The organism is Brevibacillus borstelensis (assembly GCF_037834415.1).
GTDB lineage: Bacteria > Bacillota > Bacilli > Brevibacillales > Brevibacillaceae > Brevibacillus > Brevibacillus borstelensis_A.
In genome coordinates this window covers 26,978-43,250 of record NZ_JAUMSJ010000033.1, presented here as the reverse complement: position 1 = coordinate 43,250, position 16,273 = coordinate 26,978, and the positions used below count along the sequence as shown (strand labels likewise).

The window sequence follows — 16,273 nt, the reverse complement described above, 5'->3', positions numbered from 1 at the left end:
GAAGCTCTTTTTGTAAAAAAATGTTGCCAACAGAGGCGTCCTTGTGCTATAGTAAAACTTGTTCAACTATACGGAGGGATACCGAAGTGGTCATAACGGGGCGGTCTTGAAAACCGTTAGGCGGCAACGTCACGGGGGTTCGAATCCCTCTCCCTCCGCCATATGAAAGCATGACAAGCAGGTGTAAAGCCTGTTTTTTTATTTGCATGCACCGGGTCGATGCCGCGTAAAAACGCTTGACGATTTTCTTTCGTCAAGCGTTTTATATTAAGAGCGCTTCATGGAAGCCTCTTCTTTTTTCAATTGCGCATCGAGAACGAAGTTTCCAAACGGGATCAAAGAAGCGACAAACGCGCCGAGCGCCCTGAGGATAGACCATCGGTTTGCGAAAAAGACGTGAGCGAGTGCCAGCATGAACAACACGAAAAACACGCCATGCAAGGAACCGGCAATTTTCACAGCTATTGGCATCTCCAAAAGGTATTTCAGTGGCATGGCAATTCCAAGCAGGACGAGGTAAGATATTCCTTCGATGAGGCCGATGAAGCGCAGGCGGCCTAGGGGCGTTTTTAGCAAGTTGAACACCTCCAGTAAATAAAACCAGTCATCACTTATTCTATCGACATAAAGGGCCTGTATCAATGGAACATAGGCAATTTTGAATCTTTTTCGATGAATTTATGACGAAAACCAAAACTTTCTTCTGTAGCCATCGACTTCATATCGCAACGTATGTACTATTTGATATATGCTTTAGGTAAGCACTCAGACTGAGTTCTTGGGGGCTGCGGCGACTTACTAATGCAGATCGGGTCGCCGCATTTTTTGTTCGAGGTCTTCATGCATCCAGGATGAGTAGGCAGCTGGCAACACATCAAGACCGGACGCGAGATAGCGAGACAGGTATCCTTTGGGCAATAACGTTTTGCCCAAGGTTCTTTGCGGTTTCATTTTCTAATATATCCCGGTTGAGTATATACTCAAATATATACTATAATGTAGATACAACCTCATAACCTTGAGTTCTTCTCCCTGACTTTTGATAGTCAGGGTTTTTTTGTTGCCAAATATTTCGGTCTGGAATAAAAATTATATTTTTCGGAATATTCGTTGTATAATGAAAGCAGGAAGATAACGGGGGGATGGCCATGAAAGAAATCCAGCGGGCAAGAAGAAACACGCTGGGAGATATACTGCGCAGAAGCCGCGGAAGATTTCCGCAAAAGACCGCATTGCGCTTTGGAACCGAGGCCCTTACATACGAACAGCTTGACATCCTGACGAATCAGGCCGCTCACATGGTACTGGATTCCGGGCTGCAAAAAGGGGACAGGGCCGCTGTACTTTCCCGGAATTCAATGGATTTTGTCATTCTCAACTTTGCCCTCGCCAAGGCGGGAATCATCATGGTCCCGATCAATTACATGCTTAATGCCGATGATGCGGCATACATCGTGGGACATGCCGAAGTCCGGGCGATCTTTGCCTCCCTCGAATTTCAGGCGGCAGCTGACGAAGCGATTTTACGCTCAGGCTGTCATCCGGTTCTGCGATGCTCGATCTCCGAAAAAAACGAGCAGGCGAGTCACTGGTTGCATTTTCGTACGCAGCTTGCCCAAGCGAGCACAGAAGAGCCTGAGGTTGAACTGGAGGATGACGATGTTGTGCATATCCTCTACACCAGCGGAACCGAATCCAGACCAAAAGGGGTCATGCTGACGCATAAAAGCGTGTTGACTGAATATGTCAGTACGATTGTTGACGGAGGGATGACGGAAGACGATGTCGCCATTCACGCCCTCCCGCTTTTTCACAGTGCCCAATTGCACTGCTTCCTGGGGCCTTATGTATATCTCGGCGCGAGCGGCATTATTCTGGAGCAGGCACAGCCTGCCCAGATGCTGAGGCTGATTGAGGAGCACAAGGCTACACAGCTCTTTTGTCCGCCAACCGTCTGGATCGCCTTGCTCCGCTCTCCCGAATTTGCCCAGCGGGATTTGTCTACTTTAAAAAAATGCTACTACGGAGCAGCGATTATGCCGGTCGAGATCTTAAAGGAGCTGGGGAGAAGGCTCCCCCACGCGCAATTTTGGAATTTTTACGGCCAGACAGAGGTAGCCCCGCTTGCCACCGTCTTGAAGCCGGCCGATCAAATTCGCAAGGCTGGTTCCGCCGGCAGACCGTCCTTGAATGTCGAAACGAGGATTGTCGATGATACAGGACAGGATGTTCCCCGCGGAATGGTAGGCGAAATCGTACACCGGACCAGCCACGCCATGCTCGGATATTTCCGCGACGAGGAAAAAACGACAGCCGCTTTTCAGGACGGATGGTTTCACAGCGGCGACCTCGGGATCATGGACGAGGAAGGCTATATAACCGTCGTTGACCGGAAAAAGGACATGATCAAATCAGGGGGAGAAAACGTCGCCAGCAGGGAGGTAGAAGAGGTGATCTACCAGCACCCGCTCGTTTCCGAAGTGGCCGTGATCGGGATCCCCGATCCGTATTGGATCGAAACCGTCGCGGCGGTTGTGGTGCCCAAGGCTGGTGAAGTCTTGACAGCAGAAGAGCTGCTTGCTTTTTGCAAGGCGCGGCTGTCTGCGTTTAAGGCTCCGAAGCATATTGTCCTGGCAGAAAACCTTCCCCGCAATCCGAGCGGCAAGATATTAAAACGCGAGTTGCGGGCAAAGTATGAGGGACTTGGGTCGCCACAGGGTTGAAAGAAGTAATCCCACATACAGACAAGGAATGAGAAAAAACCGCTTGATCGATCTCGGTCAGGCGGTTTTTTCCCGTTCATTACGGTTCTACTTTCAGACCTTCGAGCCAATCGGCATAGCATGAGCTGCACAGCAGCTCGTTCTTTTCCTCTTTCCCTTGAAAGAACGTGATGAGATGAGCGGTTTCGGATTCGTGTTCGCAGTGGTAGCAGGTGTAGCTCACCAGATGTTCCTCCCCATGTAGATGGTCGTCAATGATATTGTTGCCAGAATGAAAAAACCAACTCCTGAAAGAGTTGGTTGCAGAATCGCCAATTATTTCACAGTGGCAACTGTGGCCTTGTCGGCATGGATGGTTTCAAAGCGGTATCCATGCTCCTTGAGGAACTGGATCACGGCGGGAAGAGACTTGGCTGTAGAGCTCTTGGTCGCAGCATCGTGCATCAATACGACTATTTCTTTCTGATTTCTCACCTGCGCCTTTATATTCGCCAGCGCATTTTCCGGCGTGTACTTGTTGCTGCGCGCGTCTCCGTTGGTTATGTTCCAATCGATAAACGCATAGCCGCGTTTCGCAGCCTCCGTTTTGATAGCGCTCATGACCGTATGCTGGTTGTTGTAGAGTGCGGCGTTTTGATAAGTCTTGCTGACCGTATTGGTGCTGCCGCCCGGGTATCGAAAAACGGTGGGCTTGATTCCCGTGGCTTTCTCGATCAGTTGATTGCCTTTTTCCAAATCTGCGAAAAAGGAGGGAAGATCTTTGTAAATGGTGCGATAGTTATGGGAGTATGTGTGCCCTCCCACGACGTGCCCATCGGCTATCGCTCGTTTCAAGATCGCTTCGTGTCCCGGAACGCTCTTCCCTACGACGAAAAAGGTCGCCTTGACGTCATGGGCCTTGAGAATGTCCAGCACCTCGGTGGTAATCGGAGAGGGACCGTCATCAAATGTCAGATAGGCCACTTTTTCTTGAACCTGGCTGCTTTCTGGCTTGGCTGGAGTCTGCGAGGCAGACGGCTTAACAGGCACGGCGGGCTTTGTGCCGGGGTTTTGCTGTTCTGTCCCGGCCTGCTGCGGCCCCCCAGGCAGTCCTGCCGACCCTGAAGACTCTGAAACTGGTCCTGCTGCGGGCGGGCTGCTGATCGGGCGGTTCGACGAAGGCGTTTGTGCTTCCGGCTTGGCTGGGCCAGGCAGTTGTTCAGGAGCCTCCGGCTTCGTTTGCGCAATGCCCGGCTTCGACTGAATGGGCTGCACGGGCATGTAAGGCGTGTCGCTATAGATGAGGTAATGGCTCCGAAGCTTGCGAAAAGCCTCCAGGTCACTTGCATAACGTTCCTCGATCTGTTTGGGAGACAGCCCTTGTTCCAAATACTGCCCGATTTTGTTCGTTCCCATGACCAGGTCAAACATCACTTTTGTTTTCCCGCTCTTCGGGACCTTAAACTGGCTCAATTGGCGAGCGTATGCCAAAGCGTAAATGCCCGTTTTGGCCGGATTGAACTGGTGGGGATTGGTGATTTCCAGCCGGACTCCGCCTTTGGAATCCTTGGTCTCGGGCAGAAAGACGACACCCGGCAGCAGCGCTCCGTTCAACAAATCCGCGTACTTGTTGGAATCGATGCCCGGTCCCCCGATCCAACGGAAATTGTCGGCCTGGACAATCCCGCTTCCTTCGCCCAGTCCGGTTGCCATATAGCCGAATACAGCAACCAGGTCCGGTATCCGCGGAGAGCTGGGAATCCATTGCAGCCCGGTATCCTGGAAGAGCATGTGACGGGTGTAGCCCTTCATCGGGATGACGGTCAGGCTTGCGCCGATGTTGCGGTTGAAAAATTGCGCGAGCTCGCCGATTGTCATCCCGTGCGCCATCGGCAAGGTGTCGACACCGACAAACGAACGGTAGGCGGCCTCCAGAACCGGCCCCTCGACAATCGTTCCGCCTACAGGATTGGGGCGATCGAGCACGATGATGGGCTTGCCTTGCTCTTTTGCTGCCGCCATGCAGTATTGGAGCGTCGATATGTAGGTATAGGTGCGTGCTCCGATATCCTGCAGGTCGACCAGCAGCAGATCAATGTCGGCGAGCATTTGCTTGGTGGGTTTTCTTGTCGAACCGTAAAGGCTGTAGACAGGAATGCCATAAACGGGGTGCTTGTAGGAAGCTACGTAATTCCCGGCTGGTGTTTTCCCGTCCAGACCGTGCTCGGGCGTGTACAAAGCAGCCAGTGTCACCGACTTGTTCCGGCGCAGCAAATCGATCGTGCTGATTCCTTGACTGTTGACACCGGTCTGATTTGTGACAAGGCCGACTTTTTTTCCGGTGATGACTTGGTGAAATTGATCGAATAGCATGTCGCTTCCGAGCAGAACAGCTGTCGCGTTCGCAAAGCTCCCGCCAGGAGGGATGATGGTTAAGATAAGGACAAGAATGAGAAAGGGAATAAATCGTTTCATAGCTTCGGCCTCTTTCGGGAAAAATGTCGTCGATGTATGTTCATTGTAGCGTGTTTTTGTAGAGAATTGGTTTCATTTTTGTAACAATTTGAAAATAGGAAAGAAGTCAGGGGAGCGAAGTCACCTTTTGCGCGTGAAAACCTTCCCGTCTTGCTTTTGAAAGGAATCAAAAAAGTTGCAGAACATTCGTGATCCTGAATTAGAAAAAAGAAGCAGTAGCCCTTTCGAGTAAGAACACCTCCGGCTCCTCAGACTAGGGAGTGAGGAGGTGTATTTCTTTGAGACGTTGGGGTTCAGCGCTTTGTGCGCTATTTCTGGTCGGAGTCTTTGGGGCCGGCTGTACGCCTAACAAGGAACAAGGCACAGAAGACTACCATGGGGAGCCGGCGAAGTTTGACGCTTACGGGATCAACCTGAAAAACGACAACGTAGGTATGGACAAAGGGCCGGCAGCCATGCTGACGCAAAAGAACAGACACAACCGCGAGCCGCATCTCGTTCGGACTTTGGAAGCTGAAGCCGAAAGAACGCCGGGGGTTGTCGACATCAAGGTGCTTGCCTATAAGGATAACTTGCTGATCGGCGTTCTTCCTGACGGCTCGACAAAACCGGACACCATTGACCCAACTCCGTCCGTCCTGTATACGCCTGGCAAGCCTTCGCGCATCGACAACGGGCATACGGATCGCCTGCAGCAGCGCGTAGCGGGTGTCATGCGCAGCAGGCTGCAGGCTCAAACACGCTACAACATCATGTACGTTTCTACCAACCCGGCTGTTTACCAGCGTATCGCGGACATTCATCAGCGTGTTGTTCGGGGAGAGGCAGTCCAGGAGGATGAATTTCAAACGCTGCTAAACGATATCGGCTATACGACGAAGGGCTTCAATTTGGTAGATTGATCGTGATATTCGCTTGCGACGTAAAAGACCACCTGATCGACGGGTGGCTTTTGTCATGGACAGGAGGGAGGATTTTGGAGCGGCCCATGGAACTATAACTGGGATGATGTGATCGGTGAGGAGTGTACAAGCGATGAATGCATCCAGGGTGAGCCTGATCAGAATAACCCCTCCGCGCATGGGGCCTTACGTGTTTTACAGATTGTCGTTGGCGAGGAAGCTTAGACTGATGAAGCACAAAGCCCTGTCCGTGATCCATGCTGGTGCAGGATACGGAAAAACGACCGCGGTTGCCGCTTTCTTTGACCAAGGCAACAAAGAAGCATGCTGGTATCGGATCGGTGAGAAGGATGGCGAACTGCCCGTTTTTCTGATGCATCTGGTGGAGAGCATACGGTTGTCGCGTCCGGCTTTCGGCAGTTCTGTTTTGCAAACGATGCATTCTGACGGCTCCCCGTCCGGAAATGATTCAACGGAGTCGATCGCGGATCTGTTCATTCGTGAATGCATGGGAGTCGATGACGAGCTGGTTTTGATTCTGGACGATTTTCACAATGTTCACGCGAATGTTGCAGTCGACCGCTGGATGCAGTATTTTGTACAGAACATGCCCCAGCACATACGGGTTGTCATATTGACCAGAATCCGTCCGGACTGGCCCTTTTTGGATGTAATGGCCGCACGCGGCGATGGTATGGAGCTGACAGTGTCCGACCTTGCTTTTTCCCTTGAGGAAATGGAGACGTTTTTCCTAGACGAGTACGATATCGCTCTGTCGAAGGACGATGCGGAACGGATCGGCAATGTCACCAAAGGCTGGGCTGCAGCTGTCCGAACGATTGGCGAGGCGTTGGCGATGGGTGTTCATACCGTCGGCAGCGCTTCTGAGGCTTCTCGCTTCCTCCCGTTTTTGGAAACGGAGGTCTGGGATAGGCAGGAGCTGGAGCTTCGGACGTTTATGATGAGGTCCTCCGTGTTTGAAAGCTTTGAGGCGGAAGATATTCGCCAGGTATTTGGCGAACAGGCCGTTCATTTGCTTGCTGAAACACAGCGCCGCAATCTTTTTTTACTCAGGGAAGGCAATGCCTATGCATACCATCCGCTTCTGCGGCGTCTTTTAATAAGCAAACTGGCCGGACAGCCAGAAGAGTACATAAACATGCACCGGCTTGCTGCCGCCTGGTACAAGCGAAAAGGAAACGTGCAGCAGGGCTTTGAGCATTTGCGCCTGATCGAAGCCTGGGACGAGCTGGGGGAATGGCTTTGTGAAGCGGCGAGCCCGCTGCTTCAGACAGGAAAACTGGATCAGCTGTCGCAGTGGCTTCAATTGGTGCCTGAGGATGTGAAGGAACGGTTTTACATTCTCTGGCTGTATCAGGCCGAAGTTGAACGGTACCGCTGCTTGTACCCGAAGGCTTTTTTGTCTTACCGCCGGTTCATTTCGCTGTGCGAGGAAAAACAGGATATGATCGGCCAGTGCCGAGGGCTGGAGGGACTCGCCCGGGTTCACCTGGACAGCGTGCAGAGTGTAAAGGCGGAGGAGCTGTTGAAGCTTGCGATCCGCCTGCTCGAGCCCGCAGATCACGAGATGGCGCCGCGGCTTTACCGGTTGCTCGCGGAGATCTACACCAACAGAGGGGACTTGCAGCAGGCTGCCGATTGGTACCGGAGGAGTCAAGAGTGGGAGCAGCGGACGGAAGTCGAGCTGGAATCCCGCTTGCTGTTCCGGACAGGCAGGCTTCAGTCGGCGGTCCAGCTGCTCGAGAGCGAATGGAAGTCGGAACAGGTAAAACAGCCCGCATTGATGAGATCCTACCGGGAAACCTCTCTGCTTCTGGCCTTTGTTTACGGCTTGAACGGCGAATGGGAAAAGGGTCTCAGAGCAGCGGAGACGGCTATTCAACTGGGGAAGGAAGCTCACTCTCCGTTCGTTGAGGCAAACGGTTATGTTCGCAAGGCGACGGCTGCGTTGGTCAGCCAACAAATGCCTTATGATCAGATTCGCCAGCTGTACCTGCTGGGACTGCAAATCATGGAGGAGCTGCAATCGACGCGAGGCAAATCGGAGACCTTGCTTGGACTGACCCTTTTGTACGGACGAGAGTCCAATCTCGATCTGGCGCTCGCTTATGGTCAGCGGGGGCTGCAGGAAACAGAGGCGATGCGGGATGACTGGCTGAACAGTCTGGTCCGTCTGGCAAGCGGAATCGCGTACGCCTCCTGCGGGCAAGACAAACAGGCGGAAGAGTGGATTCGCGATTGCGAAGAGCGTTTAAGCCGCTGCGGGGATAGCTTCGGGGTAGCGATTTGCCATTTGTGGCTCAGCTTTTTTGCCTATCGCCAGAAAAACTGGCCCGCTTTTATACCGGCCGTTACCCAGGCGCTTACCGCTATTCAGGCGGGCGAGTACCATTTCCTGCTGCAGCGGCCGACGATGTTTACTCCGCATGACGTCCAGCAGCTGATGCCTGTCCTGATAGAGGCCCAGAGACGCCGGGTTTTTCCCGATTACGTGTCTCAGCTGCTGACAGACCTTGGCCTTCAGAACGTTTCTTTTCATCCTGGTTATACCCTGCGGATTCAGACACTCGGTCAATTTCGTGTCTGGCTCGGGGAACGGGAGCTGGGAGAAAAATCTTGGCAGCGGGGAAAGGCGAAGCAATTGTTTCAGCTACTGCTGACGAAAAGACAGCATCTTTTGGCCAGAGAAGAGATTGTCGCGACACTCTGGGGAGAAATTGACGAAGAGACAGCTGCCCGCGACTTCAAGGTCGCTTTGAACGCGTTGAACAAAGCCCTTGAGCCGAATCGGGAAGCCAGGGCGAGCGCTTTTTTCATCCAGCGCCACGGCAGCTCCTACGGTTTTAACCTGGCCTCCGGCTTTCAGATCGACGCGGAGGAATTCGACCGCTATGTCACGCTTGGGCTGGAAGCGAGTGAAGCTTCCCAAGCGATTGTATTATTGGAAAAGGGGCTGTCTTTTTACAAGGGGGACTACCTGCCGGATTGCCGATACGACGACTGGTGCGTAGCGGAAAGAGAGAGATTGCAGCTGCTCTTCCTGCGAGGTGCGGAGCGGCTCGCAAAATTGCTGCTGGAATCGGAGCGGATTGACGAAGCGATCCGCTGGTGCGAATCCATCCTGATGGCCGATGACTGTTGGGAGGAGGCATACCGGCTCCTCATGCTGGCCTACTATCGGCAAAACAATCGGGCACAGGCCATCCGCATATACGACAAATGCGTGGCCAATCTGCAAAAGCAGCTCGGTGTGCAGCCGATGCCGCCTACAGTGGATACGTTCCGTTTTATCATGGAAGGCTAAGACCGCGAGCGAGTTGCGGTCTTTTTTTGTTTATCTATTGACGAAATCAGGAAAACGGCGTAAACTATTTTTTGTACTGACCAGTCAGTTCAAAAATGAACAGGAGGTTGAGGAGGGATGGCACGTTCCAAGAAAGATCAAATCGTAGAAGGAGCGCTCATGGCGTTTGCCCAATACGGCTACAGCGACACCACGATGGACGCGATCGCCGATGTGGCGGAGGTGGCGAAGGGAACGCTGTACTATCATTTTTCAACGAAGGAAGAGCTGTTTCTGTACGTGATTGAAAAAGGCGTGAAGATGCTGATCGATTCCGTGGACAGCGTGATGCAGCGAGAGGATTTGTCAATGGATCAGCGCGTGCTGTGCGTTCTGGATGAGCATCTTCGCTTCTTTTCCGAGAATCGAGAGCTCTGCCTTCTCCTGCTGAGCTTCTTTACCGGCGACCAGCAGCGGGACGAAATGATCGGCAAGCTGCTTTCCGGCTATTTCACGACGATGGAAGCCTATGTGGCCGAGCTGCAGCGGGAAGGCTTTGTCAGACCGGATATCGAGGTCCGCACGATGGTCTCCTCCCTGTTCGGAATGGCTGGTTTTACAATGCTGCGAAAGCAATTTCGCAAAGAAACGGGAATCACGGACGCGGACAAAAGAACGCTTCATTTATTGCTGTCCGGCGTCCTGACAAAAGGGTAGGGCAATACAAAAGCGGTCCGGGCATGCGGCTGGACGCTACAGATGCAAAAGAAAGTTCGGAAAAAGAGGAGAATGAACGATGAATAAACGAGCATGGATGGGAGTAACCGGTTTTGTCGTCAGCATTGCTGTACTGGGAGCTTATCTGATGGGACCAGGCGCAGGAAGTGTGGCTGGTCAGCGTTCAAAGCAAGTGGCCGGAGTCGTCGAAGGGACATCGGTGGACCTTTCCTTTAAAATGGGCGGCTCCATCGCGGATATTTTGGTCAAAGAAGGCGATGAAGTGAAAGCGGGGCAGTTGGTCGCCACCTTGAACAACGAAGAGCTGCTGGCAAAGCGCGAGCAGGCACAGGCCTCCTACCATCTGGCCCAAGCAAAGCTGGAACAGGCAAAGAAAGGCGTTGGGGTTATGGATGATTCCAGCAATGCCCAAGTAAATCAGGCGCTTGCGGCCGTCAACGCTGCCAAGGCTCAGTATGAGGCGAACAAGAACGGTGCCCGCACAGAAGAAGTGAACCAGCTGAAAGCCAAGCAGCAGGCGGCGCAAACCGCCAAGCAAATCGCGGAGACCCAGCTTCAACGGATGAAAAAGCTGCTGGAAGAAGGCGCAGTGCCCCAAGTGAAAGTCGATGAGGCGCAGATGGATTACGAAAAGGCGGCAGCAGAAGAAAAGGCTGTCGAAGAGCAGTTGAAGATTGCACAATCCGGCTCCCGAAAAGAGATGCTGGATGCCGCGAAAGCTCAGTGGGAGCAGGCGCAGGCAACATATGATCAGGCAGTCGCCGCCCGCGGCCAGGTCGGTATGAAAGAGTTGGACGTGAAGCAGGCTGAAGCGGGAGTGCAGCAAGCGAAGGGCGCTTTGGAAGAGGTAGAAGCATACCTGAACAACACCAAGCTGAGTGCACCGGTCGACGGCGTCGTCAAATCGGTAGCTGTCCAAAAGGGCGAACTGGTCGCCCAAGGCTTTACTGTTTTGACTATCCAGATGAAGCAAGACAATTACGTGAAATTTTACGTGGATGAATACGAGATTGCCGGAATAAAAGCAGGGGACTCTGTGAATCTGTTTGTGCCGTCTCTGAATCGCGATACCCAGGCGCGTGTGGTCAGCGTAGCTCCTGCAGCCGATTTCGCGGTAAAAAAAGCGACACAGGAGCTCGGAGATCGCGACATCCGCGCATTCCAGGTCAAAATGGAAATTCCAGATCCGGAAATTTTGCCGGGCCTCAGCGTAGAATGGAAGCTCGAAGGGGCTGGTGAGCGTGAGTAATCTGTCCCGGCTTTTTTGGGAAGAATGGCGGCGCATTTTTACAAACAAGACCATTGTGATGGTTATGTTTGCGGTGCCGGTTATCTACCTGACCTTGTTTGGCTTTTTGTACAGCGAGAAAAAAGTAACGGAAATTCCGACGGTCGTGGCAGATGCCGATCAGACCGAGCTTAGCAGGGAGCTGTCGCGAGCTTTCGACGCGGATCAGACGTTCCGCGTCACCCATATCGTCAGCACAGAGACACAGGCGATGGACCTGATCGATAAAGGCGAAGCGGCAGTGGCTATCATCATTCCGGATCATTTGGAGACGGACGTAAAAGCCGGACGCGATGCCAGTGTGCTCACAGTTATCGACGGGAGCAACATGATGATCTCCAATACGGCTGTCCGTGCCGCCAATACAGTCACGAAGACTGTTTCCGCGGGCGTGACTTTGAAAAAAATGGAGGCTCACGGCGGTTGGGGCGAGGAAGGCATGAAGCTGTACACGGGGATCGACTACCGCTATCGCGTCCTGTACAACCCGACCTTCAGCTACATGTCATTCATGGTATTCGGCCTGGCTGGAACCGTCCTGCAGCAGGTTCTGTTCTTGGGCATCGCCCTCTCTGTCACCCAGCAAAAGGAGGCGGGCACGTGGAGAGCGACCCTTGCTGAGAATTCCTTCCTGGCCATCGCAATCAGCAAACTGCTGCCTTACTTTTTGGTCGCGACCTTCAACCTGGTGCTGACCTTTGTGATCCTGCTGAAAGGTTTCGGCATCCCTTATTACGGCAACACGGCCCATCTGCTGCTGATCGGAACTGCTTTTAACATCGCTGTACTGGCGATCGGGTTTGCGATCTCGTTTTTCTCGAAGGATCAGCTTCAAGCTACCCAGGCAGCTATGATGATTGCGGTACCGTCCTTTATGCTCTCGGGATATACCTGGCCGATCATGTCTATGCCGCCGGCGATTGCGGCGATCGGAAAATCGCTTCCGCTAACGTACTTCCTTGATGGGGTTCGGGAAGTTTTGACAAAAGGGCACGGACTTTCGCATATCGCTTATCAGGCATCCGTCCTGTTGTTCATGACGCTGCTCAGCTTGTTTGCCGCTTATCTAACCTATCTTGTCCAAAGCAAAAAAGCGGCAGCCACTGCCCCCGAAACGACAAGCGCATAGGCAGGATTTGCTGAAAAGAAATCCTTGTGTTGCAAAGAACCTATCCAGTATACTATTCAAAAAAAAGCAGATTCTTTCAACGCGAGGGGGACATTATGTCAGTGACTCATCTGAAGCAATTGTGCGAAGAGACGTACACGAAGTTGAAAAGAGTAAGCATGGATCTGGAGCGCTTTTTGAATCAAGTCACCTTGATCGGGCTGGTCAACCAGTCCGGTGATCCGGAGGAGTACGAAGCTTACTACCGCAACTACCTTTCCGACTTGCGCCATTTGCTGGTGTACTGTGAGAACGCGTACGAGAGGCTGGGAGTTGCTCTCCGCCGGGCGAAGTTCAATGAAGAGTACGCCGAAGAAGTCCTGTACCAGGTGTATCATTCCTGTATCAACAACTTCTACTACCCCAAAGGAGAAGTATACGAAGAGGATGGGCGTTATTCGTACACAGACCATGACGCCATTATCTTCCGCAAAGAGGTAACCCCTGAGCTTAAACAATTGACGATTTCGCTTAGCAAGGTATTTGAACAAATGCGTGATGATCTCCATTATTACGAAACGGATTATATTACAAAAAAACGGATGCAAAAAGCATAAAAATGGAAAAGGACCCTATCGGCAAGGATTTGCAGTCAGCTGCCGACAGGGTCTTTTTGTTTATACTTCAACAGGTTGAAGGGTCTTTTTGATCAAACGCTCCACCTCTTCCAGCATGGCCAGGCGAGCGGGCTCGCTTTGGTACGGAACGGCTGCGAAGTTATGGTACTGGGTCTTGTAGCCCATCATGCTCAAGGTGCCGTCGGCCATTTGTTTCTTCATGACCTGATCCATCCCGCTTGCGCGCATGTCATGCTCTGATTCACGAGTCGTTGTCATGACGAGGGCTTGCTTTCCATGAAGCAGGCCAACCGGCCCTTTTTCCTCGTAGCGAAAGGCGAAGCCGTTTGTAAACACCCTGTCGAAGTACCCTTTCATAATGGCTGGCGGAGACCACCACCACACAGGGAAAATCATGACCAACAGGTCCGCATCTGTAATTTGCTGCTGTTCATCGGCAATGTCAGCACTGACGTGCCCTTCTTCGACGCGGTGCATGTCCTCTCCCCGAAAAACAGGCTGGAAGCCTTGCTGGTAAAGATCCCGCACCGTATAGGAGATCCCTTCTCGCTCAAAGGTTCGCCTGGTCCTCTCGAGTATTTCATGACAAAAACTGGTATGTCCCTCATGGGCAAAAACGATGTACGCCTTCAATAGTTGTCCCTCCAGTCGGCGTCAGGAAGCGGTGGACAGAGCGTTACCTGAGCCTGCCGTTATTCTTATTCAAACGTGGAACGCAGACGCAAGAAGAACTTGCTGAGAAGACCCCCGATCGTTTCGGGTTCCTTTCCTCTCATTTCCTGAGCAACAGGCTTCAGGCTCCTTATCGCGGTATTGACGTTGATTAGGCCGTATCCGTACAGAGTATCTTTTCCAGGAGGCCCGAGGTCATCCGCGGAAGCCCGGATCGTTTCCATCACTTCGGTGTTCTTCATACCCGGACGGACAGAGCGGAGAAGCGAAGCCAGAGCTGTAACGTGCGGACAAGCCATCGAGGTGCCGGAGAGCACGGCGTAGTCGCTATAGATGTAGGTGCTGGGAATATCCACGCCCGGTGCGGCGACATCCACCTCCGCTCCAAAATTGGAGAAGTCGGCCCGTTCGCGGTTGTGGTCTACTGCCGCCACAGACAACACTTCTTTGTAGGATGCCGGGTAACTGGGCTGTTCGCTGGCGTCATTGCCGGATGCGGCGACGAGGACAACATTTCGCTCAAAAGCGTATCGACAAGCTTCCTGAAGGGCCGCAGATGGCGTGTAGTTGCCGACGCTCAGGTTGATCACGTCTGCGCCATTGTCGGTGGCCCAGTATATGCCTTGGGCGATATCAAATGCGGAGCCGGAGCCGTCCGCCCCGATTGCCTTGATCGGCATGAGCTTGCTGTTCCAGGACATTCCGGCAATCCCGTCGGCATTGTTTGTGCGAGCGGCGATGACGCCTGCCACGTGGGTACCGTGTCCGTTGTCGTCTTCAGGTCTGTTATTGTCTTCTATTACATTGTAGCCTTGTACCAGCTTGTCTTGAAATTCGGGATGCTCCATGTCAATGCCCGTATCAACGATGGCGACAACGACCTTGTTGCTGCCCCTGGTGATATTCCAGCTTTGCTCCATCCCGATCATCGGCAGATTCCACTGGTATTCCTTGTAGAACGTGTCGTTCGGAACACGGTTCGGCAGCAGGAGGTAGTTAGGCTCGGCATAGACGGAGTCGGGATGTTCGGCCAGCTTTTTCATCAATTCCTGAGTCGTAAGAGAGCGGGATTTGATAATCATGGCTTGGCCGTAATCGCGTTTGACCTTCCCATCCAAAGAAGAGAGCAGATGGTCAATCTTTTTTTGATCGGGACGAGGGTGGAAACGGACAACAACCTCGTGCTCGACATAGTGGCTCTTGTCCTGTTCGTTGTGGTGCAAGACTTTGATATGGGCACGGCTTTCCAGATTTCGGCGCACGTCGCGCACCTGCTCGATATAGTTGATCCTCGGGATCGTTGTATGAACCGAGGTAACGCGGGGGTGAGGCTCGCGCATTTCCTGGTTATGGTGCCAGGTCAAGGGGATAACCGCCAGGCCGACCAGCGCGAGGGCTACGAAAATCGGGGGCAAGGCTCGCAAAAAAAACTCACTCCCTCCATGCTTTATACATATATCGTGCGCATGGAAGGAGTGTTTATGAAGAAAAAAAGCTGACAGTTTATAGAAAAGAAGAGCGTTTCGACAGCTTCACCCGGATGTCCGAAGGAGCGTCACCCAGGTCAAAAGAGGCTCAAAGCAGTTTCAGTTGCAGGAGGCCGTGGAAGATGCCGGCTTCGTCTACATGACGTGTAACCAGGTTTGCCAATGGCTTTACGTCGTCATGAGCATTTCCCATTGCGACACCCATGCCGACAAAGGAGAGCATTTCTTTGTCATTCAGTCCATCGCCAAAGGCAACAGCATCCTCAGGGGCAAGCCCGTAATGGCGGAGCACCGCTTCGATGCCGCTTGCCTTGGACCCGTTGGGCGGCAGCACATCCAGAACATTCGGGTGCCAACGGATAAAGGTGACCGGATGAGCCTTCTCTTCATATGCTTTCGTTTCCGCTTCGGTGCAGTACAAAAATGCTTGGTAAATCGGTGTCCTCTCCCAATATCGCCGGTGGCAGCCAGGGGGAGACAGCTTAAGATAGTGAAAGGAATCAATGACATCCGGGTGGTCAGCCTCATTCGCATAGCAAGTGTCGGCGCTCAAGAAGACCATCGGGTGACCGTTGGAGCCGGCGTGCGCTTCCAGAGCTTCCAGTGTAGCCGTACTCAGAGGCGTATGGTGGATCAGCTTTCCTTCGACGACGACATAGGAGCCGTTGAAGCTGACAAAGGTGTCGATGCCAAGCTCATCCGCAATCGGCGCCAGATGATAAGGGGCTCGTCCGGTTGCGATCGCTACGCGTACGCCGTTTGCTTTCAACTTGAGGACAGCTGCTTTTGTTTCGGGGGGAATGGTGTGAGCTGTGTTCAACAAAGTGCCGTCAATGTCAAAAAAGACGATTTTGTATGGCATTCTCTTTCTTCCTCTCCAAATACGCGCCAAGCGCAATCTGTTGCCTGATTCCACTGGGAGCAAAATCGGCGTAATAAAGAAAAGGAATGTCGGTGGA

The 16,273-nt window shown here is 52.7% G+C and carries 13 protein-coding genes and 1 tRNA gene; 8 read left to right on the top strand and 6 right to left on the bottom strand.

Going from position 1 to position 16,273, the window contains the following annotated elements:
• The first annotated feature begins 72 nt into the window (after positions 1 to 72).
• Positions 73 to 161: transfer RNA gene (locus Q3F21_RS20920), tRNA-Ser, on the top strand.
• A gap of 106 nt (positions 162 to 267) precedes the next feature.
• Here Q3F21_RS20920 and Q3F21_RS20915 read toward each other — a convergent pair.
• Positions 268 to 576 carry a DUF3817 domain-containing protein gene (locus Q3F21_RS20915; protein ID WP_340257419.1) on the bottom strand — a complete coding sequence of 103 codons (309 nt, stop codon included), beginning with the start codon at positions 574 to 576 and terminating at the stop codon, positions 268 to 270.
• A gap of 572 nt (positions 577 to 1,148) precedes the next feature.
• Between Q3F21_RS20915 and Q3F21_RS20910 the strand changes: the two genes are divergently transcribed.
• A complete protein-coding gene (locus tag Q3F21_RS20910; protein WP_340257417.1) occupies positions 1,149 to 2,723 on the top strand; it encodes a fatty acyl-CoA synthetase in 1,575 nt (524 codons plus the stop codon).
• A 79-nt stretch (positions 2,724 to 2,802) separates the two neighbouring features.
• On the opposite strand, the gene Q3F21_RS20905 is transcribed toward Q3F21_RS20910, so the two are convergent.
• Both Q3F21_RS20905 and Q3F21_RS20900 read right to left on the bottom strand, forming a co-directional pair.
• A complete protein-coding gene (locus tag Q3F21_RS20905) occupies positions 2,803 to 2,946 on the bottom strand; it encodes a hypothetical protein (protein WP_340257415.1) in 144 nt (47 codons plus the stop codon).
• Between the two features lie 92 nt (positions 2,947 to 3,038).
• Positions 3,039 to 5,177, bottom strand: coding sequence for an exo-beta-N-acetylmuramidase NamZ domain-containing protein (locus tag Q3F21_RS20900; protein ID WP_340257413.1), 2,139 nt, complete (start codon positions 5,175 to 5,177; stop codon positions 3,039 to 3,041).
• A 278-nt stretch (positions 5,178 to 5,455) separates the two neighbouring features.
• Here Q3F21_RS20900 and Q3F21_RS20895 point away from each other — a divergent pair, with 278 nt between their 5' ends.
• The 6 genes from Q3F21_RS20895 (at position 5,456) to Q3F21_RS20870 (ending at position 13,134) form a co-directional block, all read left to right on the top strand.
• The gene (locus Q3F21_RS20895) at positions 5,456 to 6,079 is read left to right on the top strand and encodes a YhcN/YlaJ family sporulation lipoprotein (RefSeq protein WP_340257411.1); all 624 of its coding nucleotides are present in this window, start codon (positions 5,456 to 5,458) and stop codon (positions 6,077 to 6,079) included.
• 133 nt (positions 6,080 to 6,212) lie between these two features.
• The gene (locus tag Q3F21_RS20890) at positions 6,213 to 9,404 is read left to right on the top strand and encodes a BTAD domain-containing putative transcriptional regulator (RefSeq protein WP_340257409.1); all 3,192 of its coding nucleotides are present in this window, start codon (positions 6,213 to 6,215) and stop codon (positions 9,402 to 9,404) included.
• Positions 9,405 to 9,521: 117 nt separating this feature from the next.
• Entirely contained in the window at positions 9,522 to 10,100 is a 579-nt protein-coding gene (locus Q3F21_RS20885) for a TetR/AcrR family transcriptional regulator (RefSeq protein WP_340257407.1), read from the top strand.
• Between the two features lie 79 nt (positions 10,101 to 10,179).
• Positions 10,180 to 11,370, top strand: coding sequence for an HlyD family secretion protein (locus Q3F21_RS20880; RefSeq protein ID WP_340257405.1), 1,191 nt, complete (start codon positions 10,180 to 10,182; stop codon positions 11,368 to 11,370).
• The gene (locus Q3F21_RS20875) at positions 11,363 to 12,538 is read left to right on the top strand and encodes an ABC transporter permease (protein ID WP_340257403.1); all 1,176 of its coding nucleotides are present in this window, start codon (positions 11,363 to 11,365) and stop codon (positions 12,536 to 12,538) included. Before Q3F21_RS20880 ends, Q3F21_RS20875 begins: the two co-directional genes overlap by 8 nt.
• 95 nt (positions 12,539 to 12,633) lie before the next feature.
• A complete protein-coding gene (locus Q3F21_RS20870; RefSeq protein WP_340257401.1) occupies positions 12,634 to 13,134 on the top strand; it encodes a DUF3907 family protein in 501 nt (166 codons plus the stop codon).
• Positions 13,135 to 13,194: 60 nt separating this feature from the next.
• On the opposite strand, the gene Q3F21_RS20865 is transcribed toward Q3F21_RS20870, so the two are convergent.
• From Q3F21_RS20865 to Q3F21_RS20855, 3 genes are all read right to left on the bottom strand, one after another.
• A complete protein-coding gene (locus Q3F21_RS20865; protein ID WP_340257399.1) occupies positions 13,195 to 13,788 on the bottom strand; it encodes an NAD(P)H-dependent oxidoreductase in 594 nt (197 codons plus the stop codon).
• Between the two features lie 65 nt (positions 13,789 to 13,853).
• On the bottom strand, positions 13,854 to 15,251 hold the full coding sequence (locus Q3F21_RS20860) for a S8 family peptidase (RefSeq protein WP_340257397.1): 1,398 nt from the start codon (positions 15,249 to 15,251) through the stop codon (positions 13,854 to 13,856).
• Between the two features lie 151 nt (positions 15,252 to 15,402).
• Positions 15,403 to 16,176, bottom strand: a complete 774-nt coding sequence (locus Q3F21_RS20855) for a Cof-type HAD-IIB family hydrolase (RefSeq protein ID WP_340257395.1) — start codon at positions 16,174 to 16,176, stop codon at positions 15,403 to 15,405.
• Positions 16,177 to 16,273 lie beyond the last annotated feature (97 nt).

Bases quoted from the DNA above. Each gene is read 5' to 3' on its own strand.
- Q3F21_RS20910 (WP_340257417.1), top strand. From the start codon at position 1,149: ATGAAAGAAATCCAGCGGGCAAGAAGAAACACGCTGGGAGATATACTG.
- Q3F21_RS20900 (WP_340257413.1), bottom strand. From the start codon at position 5,177: ATGAAACGATTTATTCCCTTTCTCATTCTTGTCCTTATCTTAACCATC.
- Q3F21_RS20890 (WP_340257409.1), top strand. From the start codon at position 6,213: ATGAATGCATCCAGGGTGAGCCTGATCAGAATAACCCCTCCGCGCATG.
- Q3F21_RS20885 (WP_340257407.1), top strand. From the start codon at position 9,522: ATGGCACGTTCCAAGAAAGATCAAATCGTAGAAGGAGCGCTCATGGCG.
- Q3F21_RS20880 (WP_340257405.1), top strand. From the start codon at position 10,180: ATGAATAAACGAGCATGGATGGGAGTAACCGGTTTTGTCGTCAGCATT.
- Q3F21_RS20870 (WP_340257401.1), top strand. From the start codon at position 12,634: ATGTCAGTGACTCATCTGAAGCAATTGTGCGAAGAGACGTACACGAAG.
- Q3F21_RS20855 (WP_340257395.1), bottom strand. From the start codon at position 16,176: ATGCCATACAAAATCGTCTTTTTTGACATTGACGGCACTTTGTTGAAC.